Annotated in this window: 20 protein-coding genes; 12 read left to right on the forward strand and 8 right to left on the reverse strand. The window is 65.4% G+C overall.

Annotation, left to right across the window (positions count from 1 at the left end; genetic code table 11):
- Nucleotides 1–19: 19 nt before the first annotated feature.
- On the reverse strand, nt 20–679 hold the full coding sequence (locus ACN0TK_RS14685) for a DUF4386 family protein (protein WP_417310270.1): 660 nt from the start codon (nt 677–679) through the stop codon (nt 20–22).
- A 168-nt stretch (nt 680–847) separates the two neighbouring features.
- On the opposite strand from ACN0TK_RS14685, the gene ACN0TK_RS14690 reads away from it, so the two are divergent.
- From ACN0TK_RS14690 to ACN0TK_RS14700, 3 genes are all read left to right on the forward strand, one after another.
- Entirely contained in the window at nt 848–1,873 is a 1,026-nt protein-coding gene (locus tag ACN0TK_RS14690; RefSeq protein ID WP_417310271.1) for an AraC family transcriptional regulator, read from the forward strand.
- 178 nt (nt 1,874–2,051) lie between these two features.
- Entirely contained in the window at nt 2,052–2,429 is a 378-nt protein-coding gene (locus ACN0TK_RS14695) for a helix-turn-helix domain-containing protein (protein ID WP_417310272.1), read from the forward strand.
- On the forward strand, nt 2,419–3,198 hold the full coding sequence (locus tag ACN0TK_RS14700) for a DUF6456 domain-containing protein (RefSeq protein ID WP_417310273.1): 780 nt from the start codon (nt 2,419–2,421) through the stop codon (nt 3,196–3,198). Before ACN0TK_RS14695 ends, ACN0TK_RS14700 begins: the two co-directional genes overlap by 11 nt.
- Here ACN0TK_RS14700 and ACN0TK_RS14705 read toward each other — a convergent pair.
- Nucleotides 3,195–3,611: a SufE family protein gene (locus ACN0TK_RS14705; protein ID WP_417310274.1), complete on the reverse strand. Its 417-nt coding sequence runs from the start codon at nt 3,609–3,611 to the stop codon at nt 3,195–3,197. The genes ACN0TK_RS14700 and ACN0TK_RS14705 overlap by 4 nt on opposite strands.
- Before the next feature lie 137 nt (nt 3,612–3,748).
- On the reverse strand, nt 3,749–4,060 hold the full coding sequence (locus ACN0TK_RS14710) for a hypothetical protein (protein WP_417310275.1): 312 nt from the start codon (nt 4,058–4,060) through the stop codon (nt 3,749–3,751).
- Between the two features lie 285 nt (nt 4,061–4,345).
- Between ACN0TK_RS14710 and ACN0TK_RS14715 the strand changes: the two genes are divergently transcribed.
- The 3 genes from ACN0TK_RS14715 to ACN0TK_RS14725 are packed head-to-tail and all read left to right on the forward strand — an operon-like array spanning nt 4,346 to nt 7,882.
- Nucleotides 4,346–6,151 carry an ATP-binding protein gene (locus tag ACN0TK_RS14715; protein WP_417310276.1) on the forward strand — a complete coding sequence of 602 codons (1,806 nt, stop codon included), beginning with the start codon at nt 4,346–4,348 and terminating at the stop codon, nt 6,149–6,151.
- Nucleotides 6,148–7,545, forward strand: a complete 1,398-nt coding sequence (locus ACN0TK_RS14720) for a peptidoglycan-binding protein (RefSeq protein WP_417310277.1) — start codon at nt 6,148–6,150, stop codon at nt 7,543–7,545. Before ACN0TK_RS14715 ends, ACN0TK_RS14720 begins: the two co-directional genes overlap by 4 nt.
- A gap of 4 nt (nt 7,546–7,549) precedes the next feature.
- Nucleotides 7,550–7,882 (forward strand): DUF1491 family protein, encoded by a 333-nt coding sequence (locus ACN0TK_RS14725; protein WP_417310278.1) that lies wholly within the window; start codon nt 7,550–7,552, stop codon nt 7,880–7,882.
- A gap of 3 nt (nt 7,883–7,885) precedes the next feature.
- Here ACN0TK_RS14725 and ACN0TK_RS14730 read toward each other — a convergent pair whose 3' ends face one another.
- The gene (locus ACN0TK_RS14730) at nt 7,886–9,040 is read right to left on the reverse strand and encodes a hypothetical protein (RefSeq protein WP_417310279.1); all 1,155 of its coding nucleotides are present in this window, start codon (nt 9,038–9,040) and stop codon (nt 7,886–7,888) included.
- Between the two features lie 95 nt (nt 9,041–9,135).
- On the opposite strand from ACN0TK_RS14730, the gene ACN0TK_RS14735 reads away from it, so the two are divergent.
- Nucleotides 9,136–9,420: a hypothetical protein gene (locus ACN0TK_RS14735; RefSeq protein ID WP_417310280.1), complete on the forward strand. Its 285-nt coding sequence runs from the start codon at nt 9,136–9,138 to the stop codon at nt 9,418–9,420.
- Nucleotides 9,365–10,222: a hypothetical protein gene (locus ACN0TK_RS14740; RefSeq protein ID WP_417310281.1), complete on the forward strand. Its 858-nt coding sequence runs from the start codon at nt 9,365–9,367 to the stop codon at nt 10,220–10,222. Before ACN0TK_RS14735 ends, ACN0TK_RS14740 begins: the two co-directional genes overlap by 56 nt.
- On the opposite strand, the gene ACN0TK_RS14745 is transcribed toward ACN0TK_RS14740, so the two are convergent.
- From ACN0TK_RS14745 to ACN0TK_RS14755, 3 genes are read right to left on the reverse strand one after another with little or no spacing between them, the layout of a single operon-like run.
- On the reverse strand, nt 10,223–10,771 hold the full coding sequence (locus ACN0TK_RS14745; RefSeq protein WP_417310282.1) for a hypothetical protein: 549 nt from the start codon (nt 10,769–10,771) through the stop codon (nt 10,223–10,225).
- On the reverse strand, nt 10,768–11,340 hold the full coding sequence (locus ACN0TK_RS14750; RefSeq protein ID WP_417310283.1) for a DUF1214 domain-containing protein: 573 nt from the start codon (nt 11,338–11,340) through the stop codon (nt 10,768–10,770). The genes ACN0TK_RS14745 and ACN0TK_RS14750 overlap by 4 nt, the downstream gene beginning before the upstream one ends.
- A gap of 4 nt (nt 11,341–11,344) precedes the next feature.
- Nucleotides 11,345–13,510, reverse strand: coding sequence for a transglycosylase domain-containing protein (locus ACN0TK_RS14755; RefSeq protein ID WP_417310284.1), 2,166 nt, complete (start codon nt 13,508–13,510; stop codon nt 11,345–11,347).
- Between the two features lie 127 nt (nt 13,511–13,637).
- On the opposite strand from ACN0TK_RS14755, the gene ACN0TK_RS14760 reads away from it, so the two are divergent.
- From ACN0TK_RS14760 to ACN0TK_RS14770, 3 genes are all read left to right on the forward strand, one after another.
- A complete protein-coding gene (locus ACN0TK_RS14760; RefSeq protein WP_417310285.1) occupies nt 13,638–14,162 on the forward strand; it encodes a YcgN family cysteine cluster protein in 525 nt (174 codons plus the stop codon).
- Between the two features lie 249 nt (nt 14,163–14,411).
- Nucleotides 14,412–14,825, forward strand: a complete 414-nt coding sequence (locus ACN0TK_RS14765) for a DUF2147 domain-containing protein (protein WP_417310286.1) — start codon at nt 14,412–14,414, stop codon at nt 14,823–14,825.
- A gap of 247 nt (nt 14,826–15,072) precedes the next feature.
- On the forward strand, nt 15,073–16,593 hold the full coding sequence (locus ACN0TK_RS14770) for a methyl-accepting chemotaxis protein (protein WP_417310287.1): 1,521 nt from the start codon (nt 15,073–15,075) through the stop codon (nt 16,591–16,593).
- A 17-nt stretch (nt 16,594–16,610) separates the two neighbouring features.
- Here the strand turns inward: ACN0TK_RS14770 and ACN0TK_RS14775 are convergent, their stop codons facing one another.
- A complete protein-coding gene (locus ACN0TK_RS14775) occupies nt 16,611–17,237 on the reverse strand; it encodes a class I SAM-dependent methyltransferase (RefSeq protein ID WP_417310288.1) in 627 nt (208 codons plus the stop codon).
- Nucleotides 17,238–17,361: 124 nt separating this feature from the next.
- Between ACN0TK_RS14775 and ACN0TK_RS14780 the strand changes: the two genes are divergently transcribed.
- The coding region (locus tag ACN0TK_RS14780) for an Rrf2 family transcriptional regulator (protein WP_417310289.1) at nt 17,362–17,761 on the forward strand (400 nt) is incomplete at its 3' end.

Here is a 17,761-nt window from a genome sequence, read left to right on the forward strand (position 1 = left end):
GGTAATGCTCCGAGAATGCTCAGCGAGCTGGGCGCAGCAGGCAGACGCCCACCCAGACGAACCAGACAATATAGCCGAGGCCGAACACAGCGCCGCCGACGTCGCCGGCCGCAGGGATGACCGTCGAGAGACCGGCCAAGCCGATCACCAGGCTGAACCCGCCAAGCAGCCGCGGGAAGAGGCCAGTGCGCAGCATGCCGACACCGAGCACCAGAGCCCACACGGCGCCGACGATCTCATTGCCGCCGCCAAAACCGTTCTCCACCGTGTGGAAGATCTCCCACAGCAGCGCAGCCTGATCCGGATCGGCCGGGTAATGGGCCAGCGCCGCGGCATTGCCGACATTGGCCAGCATGCCCGCACCGATGACCAGTGTCGTCCAGACGATGCCGAAGACGAGGCTGGTCTGGCCCAGCGCCGGGGCATGCGGCTTCAGCCGGTCGGCGAGGGCCACGGCCAATATGCCGAGGGCGATGCCGTTGACGACATAGATCACGAAGTTCCACAGCGTCACAATTCCCGGCGACCCGGAAAGAAAAGCGACAATGGTGGCGGGGTCGGCATTTGAACTGCCGTAGCCGGAGGGGGCCAGCAGCGTGGCGAGCAGGGCGAAGCCGAAGATATAGGTGGCCGCGCCGGTGAATGCCGCAAGGGCGCCCCATCGATGCAAGGTGGTCATCACGTTCAGTCTCCTTGGTGTGCGATGGCCATGCCGGCCAATCGGGTTGCGATGCGCCGTGGGTAGTGGCAATCGTGGCCCGGGGGCATGACCGCCGGCATCAACCTGTTGACCGCCGGTTGCACGCTGCGCTTTGGCGCCCCCGCGAAGCCTTTTGGGGGGGCGGAGATGAAGCAGGCAACGGTATCGGCGGGGCTGACCCGCTCCATTCTCGACTATGCGACTGACCAGGGGGCGGATCGGGCCGCGCTGCTCGCTGCAGCAGAGATCGCGGAAAATGCACTGGCGGACCAGGATGCGCGCGTGCCCTTTGGCGCCTATCTGCGCCTGATCCGCACTGCGGCGCAGCTGACGGGTGATCCGGCGCTGTCGCTGAACCATGCGCTCAACACCCGCATCGACAGCCAGAGCGTGGTGGGGCTGATCGTCCACTCCTCGGCGTCGGTGGCCGACGCCATGAACCAGCTCAACCGCTATGCGAAGCTAATGGTCGAGGTCGACGTGATGGAAACAGGGGAGCGGTTCTCGGTCGAAGCCGGCCCGGACGGCGTCTGGATCGTCGACAACCGCCCCGACCCGAATGCCAGTCCCGAGATCACCGAGGGCGCCTTCGGCACGTTTATCGGCGAATTCCGTCGGGAGTTTCCGGACAACCCCTTCGCGCTGCAGATCGAGGTGACCCATGCCGCGCCGGCGCATGCCGAAGATTATGCCCGCCTGCTGGGCTGCCCAGTCAGTTTTGGTGCGCGCCGCAATGCGCTGCAGATCGCGCCGCGCTGGCTGACCCAGACCTTCGACGAGACCTCTCGCTATGTGTTCGGCATCTTCACCGAGCGCGCCGATGCGCTGCTGGCCGAACTGGAACAGGCCGAAAGCCTGCGCGGCCGCATTGAGGCGCTGCTGCTGCCGCGGCTGCACAAGGGGATGATTGCCATCGACGCGGTCGCGGCGGAACTCGGCATGAGCCGCGCGACTCTCTATCGGCGGCTGAAGGATGAAGGTTTGACCTTCGCTGAACTGGTAGACGGACTGCGCGCCCGGCTCGCCTCGGATTATCTCGCGGCCCGCAAGGTGTCGGTGAACGAAACCGCCTACCTGGTCGGCTTTTCGGAAGCCTCGTCCTTCGTCCGTGCCTTCCGCCGCTGGACCGGCAAGACGCCTGCCGAGTATCGCGCCGGCTTGCTCGCCGGCTAGACACCGCGGGCCAGCTACGTAAACATTGGTATGTCTAGGACAGGAGTCCGGCTGAACCCACCACGAAACGCCGAAACCGTTTGCCAGTCAGCGGCTTGCCGGTGAACTCGCAGTCACTTATCCCCGCCTTGCCTCGCAGCTGATATAGGAGAATAATCCTATATCACTGGAGGGTGTCATGCGGACCTGTGTTTCTGACGACCACAACAAGACCGATGGCGCGCGGCGGCGCGCCACCAAGCGGCAAATCCGCAAGGATGCGCGGACACGGCATCTGCTGGCGATCGTTGGCCGGCGGCACGGGGTGGCGCGACGGCAATTGCTCAACCGGCGGCGCTGCCGCAAGCATGTCGCCTTCGCGCGCCAGCTCGGCATGTATCTGATGCATGTCGCGCTTTCGCGCCCCTATTCGGATGTCGGCGCCTTCTTTGGCCGCGACCGCACCACGGTGACCCACGCCTGCGCCCGCATCGAGGATATGCGCGACGACCCGGCGTTCGATGCCGAAGTGGCGCTTATGGAAGAGATGCTGGCGGAGGTGAGCGATGCGCTGTGACCCGGCGAGCCTGCGCTTTGTCGAGGTCCTGCTGGCGGGCGGCGTGGCGGACCGCGACGGTGCGGTGTTTCGCGTCGCGGCAAAGGGGCGCCGGGCTGAATTGCCGGTCGCCATGGTTGAGCGGCTGGTCTCGGATGGCGTGATCGCCGGCGGCGGCGCGCACTGTATGGCCGGGGCGCAGAGCGCCAGCTGGTTGCGGCGGCAGCGGCTGAAGCGCATGGCGCCCGCCGAAAATCCGCATGCGGCCCAGCACCGGGTCGACCGGCTGGATCGCGACGGGGTGCGCCACAACCTGGCCGAAAGCCCGCTGGCCCGGCTGGCGCTGGGGAGCGGGGAGGGCGGTTCGCCCTTTCTCGCGCCGCACCAGATTGAAGCCGGCGAACGCTTTCGGCGGTTGGCCGAGCGGGCGCAGCTGCGCCCCCGCACCACGATGAGCTATTCGCCTGCCCACACCGCCAGCGGGCGAGATGGGCGGGCACCCGAGCCGGCCGACATGGCGATCGACGCAAGGCGCGCGCTGGCGGAAATCCAGGCGGCGCTGCCGCACGATTGCGCCGGGGTGGTGATGGATGTGTGCGGGATGGAAAAGGGCCTGCAGCAGATCGAGAGCGAACGAGGATGGCCCCGGCGCAGCGCCAAGCTGGTACTGCGCATTGCCCTCGAAACCCTCGCCGGGCAGTGGGGACTTACGGCGACGGCAAGGGGCGGCGACAGCCGGCGCCCGCACCGCTGGATGGCAGGGGACCGGCCGGACATGTTCGAGACCTAGCCGGCGACGGCGCGGGCTTCCGAGCGGATGCGGTTGACCATGGCGATCAGGCCATTGGAGCGCTGGGTGGTGAGATGCTCGCGCAGGCCCAGTTCGTCGAAAGCGGCGATGGCGTCGGTTTCGGCGATCTCGGACGCGGGGCGCCCGGAGTAGAGCGCCACCAGCACGGCGACGAGACCACGCACGATCATCGCGTCCGATTCGCCGCGATAGGTGAGGGCGTCCCCCTCGCGTCCGGACACCAGCCAGACCTGGGAGACGCAGCCATGCACTTTGTTGGTCTCGGTCTTTTCCGCCTCATCGAGGGGCGGTAGGGCCTGACCAAGCTCGATCAGATAGCGATAGCGATCTTCCCAGTCGTCGAGGAAGCTGAGGTTTTCGGCGATGTCTTGATAGGCGGCTGGCGTGCTCATGCGCCCTAGATAGGTCATCGGGCCGCGCGCGCCCAGAGCGTGGCGCAAAGAAAAGGCCGCAAGTGCGGGGCAGCGCACCTGCGGCCGACCAGGAGCCGCTTGGAGTAGCGTCGGGGGAAGTGACGCGACCCCTGGCTTCAGCCCATCCGATCCGGTCGCGGTCGGGGGAACGGGACCGGGGCAGTTTGCAACTCCTGCATGGTGGAGTTGCTGGATGGGGAGATCTGGCTGTCGGTGAACCCGGCGAGGACCGCCTTGCCGCCGACGCATTCGAGCGTTGCGCAGTCAGTGCTGAGCAGCTGGTGGGTGACGACCTTGCTGCCCTGTTCGAGCGCCACTGCTCGAATCTCGCTTGCAGCCCGCTGGAGGTCGGCACCGGGATCGGCGCCCTTCGGGGCAAGAAAGACAAAAGCCAGTGTGAGCCAGAACGCACTTCTGAGCAGAAACATCACTACCTCGACCACTCTGGGACGCTTTTGGCGGCCCGTTCGAGAACGCTAACGCGGCGGGATTAAGCCGTGTTTCGGAATGTCCGTAAAATTCGAAACGAATGCGATCGTTCCATCCGACGGGGTGCAACAGATCGTTTACGCTAACGCCAGAAAGCTGCTCCGAAAGGCGGTGAAAGCGGGAACCGCGGCCCGCGAGGGCTTCACCCTTAAGGCTTTCTTGGCGCGTTCGATCCAATGCTCACGGAAACAAGAAACGGGGCGGCGGGACAAAGAGTTTGAGTAATGCGTAGTCTCTGGTCACTGCTGATCGGCATGGGCAAGACGCCACGGCGCCAGGGTGGAAATCGCCCTGAAGCGCTGCGGCGCGAAACCATCTTGATGAACGGCATCATCGTGTTGGCGCTCAGCGGGTTGAGCCTGCCGCCGGCCCTGCTGTTCCTGATCGACGGCCACGCCGTGCCGCTGGCGCTGTGCATGATCGGGCTGACCGCAAGCATGCTGGTGCTGGCGCTGAGCCGCCGCGGCCAGACCGACCGCGCCGGGGCGACGCTGGTCGCCTCGACGCTGACGTCCGGCACGATCCTCACGCTGGCCGATCCCGCCCTGGCAGATTTCGGCCTCGGCATGGCGTTGCTGGCGCCGGTAATGGCCTCACTCTATAGCCGCAACCGCGTGAAGATGCTGGCCTGGTCGGCGCTCGGCGTGGTGACGCTCCTGGCGATTGCCGCAAGCATCGGACTGCTGCCGATTCAACTGGGCACGACGCCCGACATCACGCTGCTTGCAGGTTTCGGGTTCCTCGCCACCGGCGGCACTGTGGCGCTGGCTGCCAGCCGGCTGAACACCGCCTATGAGGCGTGGGAGAAGGCCCAGAGCACCACCTATCGGCACCTGATCGAGCACGCCCAGGATGCCGTGATGCGATTTTCCGCCGATGGCACCGTGGTCTTTGCCTCGCTGACGTCGGAGACCCTGTTCGGTTGCCGCCGGTTTGAGCTGAGCGGCAACGGCCTGGTCGAGCGCATTCATGTGCTGGATCGCCCCGCCTATATGACGGCCTTCGCCGATGCCAATCGCGATGGTGCCTCGCGCCGTGTGGAGGTCCGCATGCGCCGCGACGACCGCGAGATGCCGGCTGCCGCGCCTTCCTACTTCTGGGTCGAGGCGGACATGTCGCCGGTGATCGACCCCGAGGCCGACACCCATGAGGTCGTGGTGCTGTTCCGCGACATCACCGCGCGCCGCGACCGCGAGGATGAGCTCAAGCGCACCCGCCGGCTGGCCGAGGATGCCTCGATTGCCAAGTCGCGCTTCCTCGCGACCATCGGGCATGAGCTGCGCACGCCGCTGAGCGCCATCGTCGGCTTTTCCGACATGATGACCTCGGGCGTCGTCGGCGAACTGTCTCCGCAGCACCGCGAATATGCCAAGCTGATCCACCAGAGCGGCACGCACCTGATCGAGGTGGTCAAGATGCTGCTCGACATGTCGCGCCTCGAGGCTGGCAAGTTCGAGCTGGTCACGGAAAGCTTTGCACCCGATTCGCTGCTGTCGCCGTGCCTGACCATGGTCGACGGCATGGCGCGCGAGCGCTCGATCCGGCTGATGACCGACGTGCCGCGTCCGCTGCCGCCGATCGTTGCGGACGAGCGCGCCTGCCGGCAGATCCTCATCAATCTGGTGTCGAATGCCATCAAGTTTTCGAACGAGCACTCGGTCGTTACCGTCGGCATGAAACGCCAGGGCCGCTACCTGGCGCTGTCGGTGCGCGACCATGGTATCGGCATGGATGAAGAGGCGCTGAGCCACGTCGGCGAGGCTTTCTATCAGGCCAATGACGGTCTCGATCGCCGCTACGAGGGCACGGGCCTCGGGCTGTCGATCGTCAAGGGACTGGTCGAACTGCATCAGGGGACCCTGCTTGCGGAGTCGGTGAAGGGGGAGGGAACAGTTTTCACTGTTCTGCTTCCAGTAAACGGTCCGGAAACCAAGACGGAGGAAACTGGGACCGTAACCCCACTGCACCGGGAGCCGGCTTCGCAGCACATGACCCCATGGCACGACGACGAAAGAAAAAGAGCTCTATGACCGCAGCAAATCTTGCACACCTGCCTTTGCAGGTCGGCGGGGTCGTGCTCGCTTCGGCGGGTCGCGGCGCCCTTTGGCTGATCGCGCGCTACATGCGGGCGCCTCTGACCCACACCGCAATTGCAGCCCTTGTGGGCGCGACGGCGATGGCGGGGTCGAACGCCCTGTTCCTGCAGCAGCACGCGCATCCCGCACCGATGTTCGCCTCGACACCGGGCGCCACGGTCAATCCCAAGATCAAGCCGGTCGTGCCGCTGACGCGCCCGGAGAGCTTCGAGCGCCCCGCGCCCAAGCCCGCCGTCGAGCTCAAGGTGCCTGCGGCGACACCGGCGCCCGCGCTGACCGAAGCCGGACCGATCGGCAACAAGGACGTCATCGAGCTGCAGCGCAAGCTGGCGATGCTCGAGTTCTACACCGGCAAGATCGATGGACTGTATGGCCGCCGCACGGCCGAGGCGATCCGCAAGTTCGAAGCCGCCAGTGGTCTGACGCCGCGCGGCGAGCTGACCCGCGCTGCGCTCGAGGCCATTCTGGCAGCGCCGCTGTCGCTTACCGCCAGCCAGCCGCAGGCACCAGCCCGCGTGCAGACGCCGGCCGTCACTGCCCCCGCAGAGCCGAAGGCCGAGGCCCCGGCGACGCTGTCACCGGCTGCATCGCCGCGCTCGGCCGATGCCGTCGATCCGACAACGCTGGCTGCGCGTCAGCCGCTCGCCACCCCGCAGCCGCTGGTGGCCGGGCCCGAAACCGGCTCGATCGTCGAAACACCCGCAGCCGATCAGCGTCCGACCCTGCTCGGGCGCCCGCTGCCGCGCAGCACCGACGAGGCGCTGAACATGGCCGCCGACACCGCCGGTGACGCGATCGACAGCATCATCGCCAATGTGGATGCGCTGACCAATCCGCCGACCGTGCGCGCCAATAGTTTTGCGACCGCACCCAAGCCGGCGCCGCTGGCACCGGCACCACGGGTTGAGACGCCGCAGGTTGCGGCTGCGCCTGAGGTTGCTGCACCACAAGTTGCAGCACCGCAGGAAAGCGCAACTGCCGCGCCGGAGCGTCAGCAGTTGGCCGCCTTGAGCGAGACACCCGCCGCACCTGCCGAGACCCCACAGACCGTGGCTGCCACGCCGCAGGCCGACACCATCCCGATGGTCGAATCCGACGGCACTGTGGCGGACGATGAGCCAGTCTCGGCAACCGATCCGGTGCTGGTCGCCAAGGTGCAGCGCGGCCTCTCCAGCCTCGGTTTCCTGCATGGCCCGGTCGACGGCGTTGCCGGCTCCGCCACCGCCAAGGCGATCCGCAATTTCGAGACCTACTTCAATTTCAAGACCACCGGGCGGGTGACGCCGGGTCTTTTGGACTTGCTGGTCGAATACGGCGCCTCCATCTAGGGGCATGTTCCGTTCAGACCTCTGGGTCGCCGCCTTCGTGCGGCGTCATAATGACCTTGGCCACATGTGCGTGGTGTCCCGCCGCGGTGATCCGCTGGCGGGACAGATCTTCGTCGAGCTCGATCATCTGAACGGCGAGGTGTCGCTCTATGCGCCCGCCCCGGCCGCGAGCCTGGGCGACAACCCCGAAGAGCGCGTTTTCCAGCTGCGCTTCGACCACACCGATCCGCTGACCGTGCGCAACCGGCTCGACAAGGAGGCCGATTTCGACCCGGACTTCTGGGTTGTCAGCCTCGAGCTGCGCAGCGGCGATATCGGATTGCTGGTGGTCGACTAGGCCCTAGCCGGCTTTCGTGCCCGTCCGGGTGCCGATGCGGGCCAGGGCTTCGATTGCCTGATCGACGACCGGGTTGCGCTCGCGCTTTTGCGGCGGGGGCGGCTGGCGGCGTTCGTTGGCCCGGGGGCGATATTCCGGCTTGGTCATGTCCAGAAGGTTCACATCGCCGCGCCAGGCACTCATCAGGAAGGCGGTGGCGTCGACATTGACCTGTTCGAACAGGGTCGAGAACTGCGCCAACACCGCCGAGCGGTCCTCGTCATGCGAGGTGGCGTGAATCAGCACCTTGAGCCCGTCATGCGCATTGCACCCGAAAGCGCGCAGCACGACGAACAGCGCGGCGCCCGAATTGTCATGCGCGATCTGGCCACAGCGGACCTCGTCGAGCCCGGTGATCTGATGCAGCAGCCGGGTGACTTCGGGCCGGCGGTTTTCGGAAAACAGCTTCATCAGCGCCTTGGTCAGCTCCGGCGTCGCGACCGACAGTTGCTCCAGCGTGCGCTTGATCGGCGTCGGCGGCGTGCTGCGGCGGGCAAAGGCGGTGATCACCTTGATCCGGTCGGCTTCGCGCAGATCGAAGAAAGCGGGCGCCAGGAGCGCGGCATCGAAATCATCGCGGGCGGCGAGCGACCAGGCGACCTGATGATCCATCTGCGCCGAACGGGCGAGGGCGCTGAGATAGGGCCCGCGGGGCACGATGGCCGTATTGGTGGCGAGCGCGCGGTAGACCTTGCGGCTGTTCATCTGGAACAGCCGGGCGAGCACCGTATTGCTGAGATCGCTGCGGCGCGCCAGCGCTGCGCCGAACATCACGTCGTCGGCCGAGATCACCTTGAGCATCGTGCTTTCGGAAATCGTTTGGGCGCTGACGAGGAAATCGGGCAGGTCGTCGCCGATATAGCGCACGACCAGCTCTTCGAGCGCCGGCGACAGAGCCTCGGCCCGGCCCAGCGTCGCGGCGGCCTTGGCGCGGGCCTTGGGCTGGGCGGCCGGGAAGAGCCGCTGCGCGAGGGCGGCGAACTGTTCCATTTCGGCACTGCTGGCCTTGCCGCGGCGCGCAAAGGCGTCGCACGAGGCGCAAAGCAGCGTATTCGTCCGATCGACACCACCGGTCTCGATCAACAGCTGAAAGGTCTCAAAAGGCTGAAAGCCTATCATTGTGCGGTCCAGAGCCGGCGGGAATCGCAGCGGCATTTTCGTAAGAACTCTTTTACGAAATTCGTTAGCGAACTGTTAACCTTGACGAGCCCTTAATGATGTTTGCGGTGGGAATTGCGTCAATCCTCCGCGCCTTGAAGCACGACCTTCCGGACCCGGCCTGGAAGCTGGAGGCCACAGTGGGCAAGCTGATCGAACTGACGGCGCATCACAGGGCTCAACAATCGAACCGGCAGCCACACGGCCCGGCACAGATCCTGTTGTTCACTGGCGTGCGCTACGAACATGATATCGAGACCGCCGAGCGGGGCAGGGGCACCCCTGATGCGCCGCCACGACCGCTCGATCCGCATCCGCGGGCAAAGCGCCGGCGGGGCTGACATGCTGCGTGGACTGCTGGTTGCAGCCGCGGCACTGGCCTGCGCGCTCCCCCATATGGCGCTGGCCCAGCCGGTCGGTGATTTCGGCCGGGTGAAGCCGGGTGTGATGAGCGATGTGATCCTGCCGTCGCTGAAGCGCGGTTCGGCCAACAAGCAGGGGCGCAAGACCTCCGATTTCGCGCTGACCGATGAAGAGGCCGAGATGCACGACCGCATCTTCCGCTTCACCGTCGCGCCGCATGCGCGCTTCTGGTTCGACCCTTATGGCAAGGATGTTCTGCCGCCGCCGCCCGGCAAGCGCGCCAAGCCCCCCGCAGAGTATTACGGCTGGCTACGAAAGACCGACTACGCCTCCTCGCATGTGCGCTTCATGACCATTGCCAATGATGTGGCGCTGGATGTCGATACGCTGCCTGAAACGTTCCGGTCCATCTGCGTCGTGATCGAGATCGATCGCCGCCGCGCGCTCGCGGTCGCCGAGATCGACGGGCTGGATGCGCGCACCTGGCGCGAGGCCGACGAGCGGCTGGCCGAGAACCGCTATGCGATCGACCGGTTCGTGCTGTCGCTCGACTACCGCTATCGCAACTACGACTACGCCCTCGACCATTTCATCGTCGAAACCCCGCACGACGAGGCGGTGTTTGCTGACTCCGCGCTGGCGGGGCTGGAGATCTGGGTGGCCCGCGCCGCGCGTCACGACTTCTGCATCGACCGCTGGGACGGCCGCGATGACGGCGCGCATATCATCCGCCCTCGCGTGCTGATGGGTGCGCCGGACGAAGGCGAATTCCGCAAATGATCAGCCGGCAAGATTGCCGCAGGTAAGCCCCGCCAGCGCACGCTCGTAGCGGGCGCGGTTGACCGGGTTTGGCGGTTCAAGACGCACCACCACCGAGACTGCGTCAGTAGGCGACTCGACGATCAGCAGGCCGGCGGCGATGTCGAGCTTCTGCTCGGCGAGCAGCCGCGTCTGCGCCTGGTTGAAGATGCCCACATCAAGCCGTGTGCCGATGCCGCCGCGATTGGTGGTCGAATAGACCACCGTGCCGGCGCGATTGTAGACCACGACCGACCAGAAGCTTTGCGGCAAGGGGCCGGCGACGCTGCCTGGGCCCTCGGCGAGATCGATCTGGCAGGCGGCATAGGCGAGGCCGGGGTCGAGCCGCAGGGGATTGTCTTCACCCGGGGCGGGAATGGGGAGGATTACCGGGCCATCGGCCGCGCCCAGCTCTGCCAGCCGGTCCCAGGCCACCGTCGGCGCCAAGGCAGGCAGCAGCAGGATCACCGCGATATGGATGATCGCGCCCAGTACGAGGCCCCCAGCGAGCCACAACAGCGACCTGATCACGCGCAGCTCTCCCGGATGATGGCGGGAAGCGCCGCATTGCCGACGCCGCTGAGACTGGCGCTGTCGTAAATGGTGAGCAGCAGCTCGAACGGACCCTCGCCGGTGATCTCGAGCCAGTCGCGCGGACTGAGGGTCTTGGAGATGTAGATTTCAATCGATCCGTCGGGTGCCCGGGCGAGGCGATCACTGTGCAGTTCGACCGGTCCGTCGGGCCTCGCGATGCTGGCGCCGGTTTCCGGCGCGACCGGCGCCAGCGTCCAGAAGCGGGCTACTGGCGTGCGTCCGTCAATCCGGTAGCTGCAGTCGCGGTCGAGCTGGCGGTTGTCGCTGTCAGTGGTGGCGGTGAACAGCATGCCCTCGCTGGCGCCGAGTTCGAGCGCCCCGGCCCGTGAGATGTAGGCGCGGGTGTAGGGGTCGGGATTGGGCACGCCGACATCGCGCCAGGCACTCCACGGGCCGATCTCGATCGTGCCGAAAAACCGGCCGTCGGTAAGCGCGTACCAGCTCAGCCCGAAGCCGATCGCCAGCGCCACGACCAGCATCAAGGTGAAGTTGAGGATGAATCGCAAACCGCTACATCGCCTCGACGGGCGGCGCCGGATCAGGCGTCACGAACGCGGCTTGATCGGTGGCTGCAGGCACGGCGTCGAGCGCCGCGCGCAGGGCATCGGCAACATCGAGCAGCTTGCGCGCCGCTTCGGGCTGAAGCGTCGGCGGCCGCTCGGCGAGATCGTCGGCTGAGCCGTCCTCGGCGTCGGCGATCACGAAGGGTGCCGGCTCGAAATCGACGCCGTCGAGCGGCTTGATCTCGATATTGGTGTGGGCATAGGCCATGAACTTCTGCCACGCGATGGTCGGCAGGGTGCCGCCGGTGAGGTTGTTGGTCGGCCGGTAATCATCATTGCCGAACCACACGGCAGCCACGTAATTCCCCGTCAGCCCGCAGAACCATGCATCGCGATAGGAACTGGTCGTTCCGGTCTTGCCGGCCGCCGGCACGCCCTCGATTTGCGCCCGCCGGCCGGTGCCGCCTTCGACGACGGAGCGCATCATCTGGTTCAGGTATTGCACCGTGCGCTCGCTGAGGACGCGTTCTTGCGGCGTATCGGGATTGGCTTCGTAGATCTGGTCGCCGGTGAGCGTGGTGATCCGGGTGATGCCGAAGGCCGGCGTCTTGTAGCCGTGATTGGCAAAGACCGAATAGGACGAGGCCATGTCGAGGACGCTGACCGAAGCGGCGCCCAGCGCCAGCGAGCGGGTCACCGGGAAGTCATTTGTGATGCCCATGGCATGGGTCAGTTCCGCGATCGGGCCGCGACCCGTGTCGATCGACAGGTTCACCGGTACGGTGTTGATCGAGCGCGCGAAGGCGCTGATCAGGCTCATCCGGCCATAGGTTCCGCCGGTATAGTTGCGCGGGCACCAGTCGCCGATGCAACGAGTGGCGCCGCTGACGACGGTGGCCGGCGTATATTCGGGGTGTTTTTCGAAGGTCGTGGCGTAAACGAAAGGCTTGAACGACGAGCCCGGCTGCCGGTTGGAGACGATGGCGCGATTGAACTGGCTCTTACCGTAGTCGACGCCGCCGACCATGGCCCGGATGGCGCCCGTCGGTTCGGTAACGACCATTGCCGCCTGCGAAACCTTGTACTGTTCGCCTTGCTCGCGCACCACCGAAGTGATGGCATCCTCGGCATAGGTCTGCAGGACGGGATCGATGGTGGTGCGCACCACGAAACTGGCAGAGCGCGAGTCCGCCACCAGCTTCTTGGTCTCCTCGAAGGCGTAGTCGAGGAAGTAGTTCGGCGAGTTCACTTCGTCCGAGCGGTCGACGGGCAGCGCCGGGCTGCGGCGGGCCGCGGTGACCTGACCCTCAGTGAGGAAGCCGGCGTCGACGAGATTGGACAACACCAGATTGGCGCGGCCACGCGCTGCCGCGAGATCGACATGCGGGGCATATTTGGTCGGCGCCTTGAACAGGCCCGCCAGCATCGCCGCTTCGGCGAGGTTCACATCGGTGATCTTCTTGCCGAAGTAAAACTCGGCTGCCGCTGCAGCGCCGAAATTGCCGCCGCCCATATAGGCGCGGTCGAAATAGAGCTTGAGAATCTCGTCCTTGGTGTAGTGCCACTCGAGCCAGACGGCGAGGAAGGCCTCGTTGATCTTGCGCTCGAGCGTGCGCTCGGAACTGAGGAACAGGTTTTTCGCCAGCTGCTGGGTAATGGACGAGCCGCCCTGCAGCGAGCTGTCACCCTGCGCATTCGAGGCCAGCGCGCGTAGCGTGCCGACGACGTCGATACCCCAATGCTCGTAAAAGCGCCGGTCCTCGGTGGCCAGCGCCGCCTTGACGAAATAATCGGGCAGCTTGTTGAGCGGATAGGAATCGTCGGTGCGGATGCCGCGCCGGCCCGCTTCGTTGCCATAGCGGTCGAGGAAGACGACCGAAATGTCTTCGGCTTTGTTGAACTGGCCGGTGGCGGTTGCATCGAAGGCGGGGAGCGCCAGCGCGGTGACCAGCACCATGCCGATGGCGCCAAAAGTCAGGGCATCCGAGAAGATCTCGACGAAGAAGCGCTTTAGCCCCGAGACGCGGAACTTCGAGAAAAAATCCTCGATATTGGTATAGCCGCGGCCCAGTGCCTGCCAGAAATCGTAAAGCGCCGAATCAAGCCACGCATCTGCGGCCAGCATCCGGGTTTTCTTCTTGCGCTTGGCTTTGTTGTAAAAGGGGTCCTGCAAGGACGGCTCCACACGGTGGATATGCAAAATCCGGTTGGCAGGACAATAGCTCAAGCCAAGCACATTTGCACCTGTTCACGCACGTCAACGCGGTGCTGTGAACACCGATTGCCCCCGGGCGGACAAAATGCTGGCGCCCACCCCATGCTATGGTGCACCAGATGACCCGCGGCACACACAATGGAAGAAGCTGAGCTTGGCCTTCTGGGACGAAAAGACACTCGAGGAAATGACCACCGAGGAGTGGGAGGCGCTGTGCGACGGCTGCGGCCGCTGCTGCCTGATGAAGCTCGAGGACGAAGACACGGGCGACATTTATGTCTCGGACGTCCATTGCCGGCTGCTCGATGGCGACAGCTGCAAATGCTCGGACTATCCCAACCGGCTGAGCAAGGTGCCCGACTGCATCAAGCTGACGCCCGAAAAGGTGCGCGAGATCGCCTGGATCCCGGTGACCTGCGCCTATCGCCGTATTGCCGAGGGGCGAGGACTGGCCTGGTGGCATCCGCTGATTTCCGGTGACCCCGAGACGGTGGCCGCGGTCGGCGTTTCGGTGCGCGGGCGCACGGTGTCGGAGCAGTCTGTCAAAGACGGCGAGTGGGAGAGCCATGTCGCCGACTGGCCCAACTGGGAGCCGCCGGACGAGATCTGAGCGCTCTCACGCCAATGTGACCCGGAAAATCGCGGGCAGGGCGCGTGCTGACGTTGTCATGAATGTGGCAGACGAAAGCGCCGCACCGCGGGCGTGAGCGCGCGGCGAGCGGGCGGATGCCCCGATTGCACCACCGTGACGCCGCAAGGCTGAACCGCAGATGAACAGGCGCTTTAGCCTGAATTCACCGCGCGCGCCGTTACTGGGGGCAACACCCACCCCGGCCCCCCAAAACGGAGTTGCATCGCCATGTCGATCGCCAGTGCCTTCGCACAAACATTCGCCGGGCGGATTGCCCTCACCGCCCTTGCTGCCACGATGGCCGTCGCGCCGGTCGCAGCCGCCTCCGCCAACCCCACCGGGACCTGGCAGACCACATCCGGCGACAGCCGCTACACCGTCAGCTATTGCGGCGACGGCACGCAGCTGTGCGCCAAGCTGATCTGGCTGCGGGCCGATGCGCGCACTGCCGAAAATCTCGCCTATCTGAACGAGTATGTGGTGATCGGCGCGGACGCCGCCGCCGCGAACAAGTGGAAGGGGGAGGTGAACTACGCCGGCGACACCTTCTCCGGCAGCCTGACTCTCACGGGTGCGGACTCGATGAAACTGTCAGGCTGCAAGGGGATTTTCTGCACCACGATGAAATTCAGCCGCGTCTAACGGCCGAACGACACAGGCAGCGCCAAGACTGCCAACTCGAACCCGCGCCCTCCGCCGGCGCGGGTTTTTTACTTTTTCCTGCCCCGGTTTCCAATTGTTCTGTACGCGTACTTATCCGTTGCCCTTGCGTAGTCTTGCACAGGTCTCCACTCAACTGATTTTTCACCATCAACACCGCAAAGTGCGCCGCATTGAGTGACGCGCGGCACAGGTGCCGGCGTCGCGACGAATATACGGGGCAATCACTATGGACGACACAACGGCGACTCGAGACCTGGCAGAACGCCTGGATTTCATCGGGCTAGGCGAAGCCGAACTGCAGAGCCTGAGGACAGTCTCGCCGCACATCAAGAAGCATCTGCCCAAATCGCTGTCTGATTTCTATGCCAAGCTGATGCGGGTGCCCGCGGTCAGCAAATTCTTCGAGGAAGGGCAGGCTCAGGTCAATCGCGCGCAATCGCGGCAAAGCGAACACTGGACCGGGATCTCCGAGGGGCGCTTCGATGCCGCCTATCTTGAATCCGCCAAGAAGGTCGGCTTGCGGCACGCCCGGATCGGGCTGGAGCCGCGCTGGTACATTGGCGGCTATGGCGTGATCGTCGAAGGTCTGGTGAAGGGCGTGCTCAGCGAACTGTGCGCTGAGCAGCCGAAAGCCAAGAGCAAGGGGCTGTTTTCGCGCGCCGAGCCGCAACGCATCAACGAAGACGAGCTGGCGGCGGCAATGAGCGCCATGTTCAAGGCCGTTCTGGTCGACGTGGACATGGCCGTGACCGTCTATTTCGACAAGCTGACCGCCGACGCGGCGGAGCGCGACCGTCTGGCCAAGGCCAAGGTGGAGCGCACGGTCGAGCTGACCGGTGCCGCGCTGCAGCGGCTCGCCGACGGCGACCTCACCGGACGCATCACCGAAGACTTCGAGCCCGAGTTCCAGCAGATCAAGGACGACACCAATGCGGTGTTCGAACGGCTGACGAATATCGTCGAGCGGCTGCGCTCGACCTCGCGGTCACTGAAGTCGGCGACGTCGGAAATTCTCACCGGTGCCAATGATCTGTCGGATCGCACGACGCGCCAGGCCGCGACGATCGAGCAGACCTCGGCCGCCATGGAACAGCTGCAGCGCACCGTCGCCGACAATGCCGAACGCGCTGGTACGGCCAGCGACCGGGCCAGTTCCGCCTCGGATCTCGCCGCCGATGGCGGCGCCGTGATGACCAAGGCGAATGCGGCCATGGAGCGCATCACCGCATCCTCGGGCAAGATCTCGAACATCATCGGCATGATCGACGACATTGCCTTCCAGACCAACCTGCTGGCGCTCAACGCCTCGGTCGAGGCGGCACGCGCCGGCGAGGCGGGCAAGGGCTTTGCCGTTGTCGCGATCGAAGTGCGGCGGCTGGCGCAAAGCGCCGCGCAGGCCTCGCAGGACGTCAAGGATCTGATCGACAAGTCGGAGGCCGAAGTGCGCGACGGCACCTCGCTGGTCTCGGATGCGTCCAAGAAACTCGACCGCATTGTCACTTCGGTTCAGGAGACCAGTGCTCTGATGCGTGAGATGGCCAGTGCCAATACCAGCCAGAGCTCGGCGATCAGCGAGGTGACCGTCGCCGTCCGCCAGATGGACGAAATGACCCAGCACAACGCGGCGCTGGTGGAACAGACCAATGCTGCGATCGAGCAGACCGAATCGCAGGCGGCCGAGCTCGATGGGATCGTAGATGTCTTCCGTATGGCTGGAGGCAGCATTCCGCTGCGCATGGCGAGCTAAGGGCACGCGGCTGCATCCTAGAGTCGACGCAGCAGGATGACATTGTCGAGCACCTGAGCCGTCTGACCCTCGGGACCGTGCGCGGTCCGTTCGGCGGCTTCGACCCGCAGCTGTTGCCAGGCCTCAGGCGCGAGTTCGAGACCCGAGAGGGTCTCTTCCAGTTTGGGGAACTCGGTGTCCTGCGCCATCGCGGACCATGGCGCACCGGACCCGTGCTCGATGATCAGCAGGTGTCCGCCGGGCGCCACGGCCTCAGTGGCGCGGCGCAACACTTCGGCGCGTGGGAACGTCACCGGCGACTGCATGAAGCATGAGGTGACGAGGTCGAACTGGCCATCCGGGAAGGTTTCGGCGAGGTCATGCCGTTCGAAGGTGACGCTGTCGGCGACTCCGGCGGCTTCGGCATTCTCGCGGCCATGGGCCAGGGCGAGGTCGGAGAGGTCGACCGCTGTGACCTGCCATCCCTGAGTGGCCAGCCACACCGCATCGTCGCCCTTCCCGCACCCCAGTTCCAGGGCGCGCCCTGGCGTCATTTCCGCCGCATGCTGCGCCACAATCTTGCCCGGCTGTCCGTTGGTCTTGCCCGGACGCCCACGATAGATCTCGTCCCAGACCTCCTGATGGGTCTTTTCGGCTTCGGTCATGGTGACCTCCTTTCATGTAACTAGATTAGTTACGATATGGCGTGCGGCGCGTCAACTCACGAACTTCTAATTGTTACATGTCGGTCCGCGATGCTAAGCACCGGGGGAACAGGAGACCACGCCCGTGCCCAGAGACAGCCGCCTGTCGCGCATGCTGCACCTGCTGATCCACATGGACCGGCACCTCGACCGCCCGACCTCGGAAAAACTGGCGCAGATGCTGCAGACCAATCCTGTCGTGGTGCGACGGATGATGGCGGGGCTACGCGAGAAGGGGCTGGTGACCTCGGAGCGTGGACACGGCGGCGGCTGGCAATTGGCGCGCCGGCTCGATGAGATCACGCTGCGCGACGTTTACGAGGCGATCGGGGCGCCGGCGCTGTTCAACCTGGGCCCCAATGCCGATCAGTCCCAGTGTCTGGTGGAGCAGGCGGTCGATGCCCGGCTCGACGGCGCGCTGGGCGAGGCCGAGGCGCTGGTGATGCGGCGCTTCGGCGAGGTGACCGTCGCCGATCTCGCCGATG

The sequence above is a fragment of the Devosia sp. genome (assembly GCF_048261455.1).
Taxonomy (GTDB): Bacteria; Pseudomonadota; Alphaproteobacteria; order Rhizobiales; family Devosiaceae; genus Devosia_A.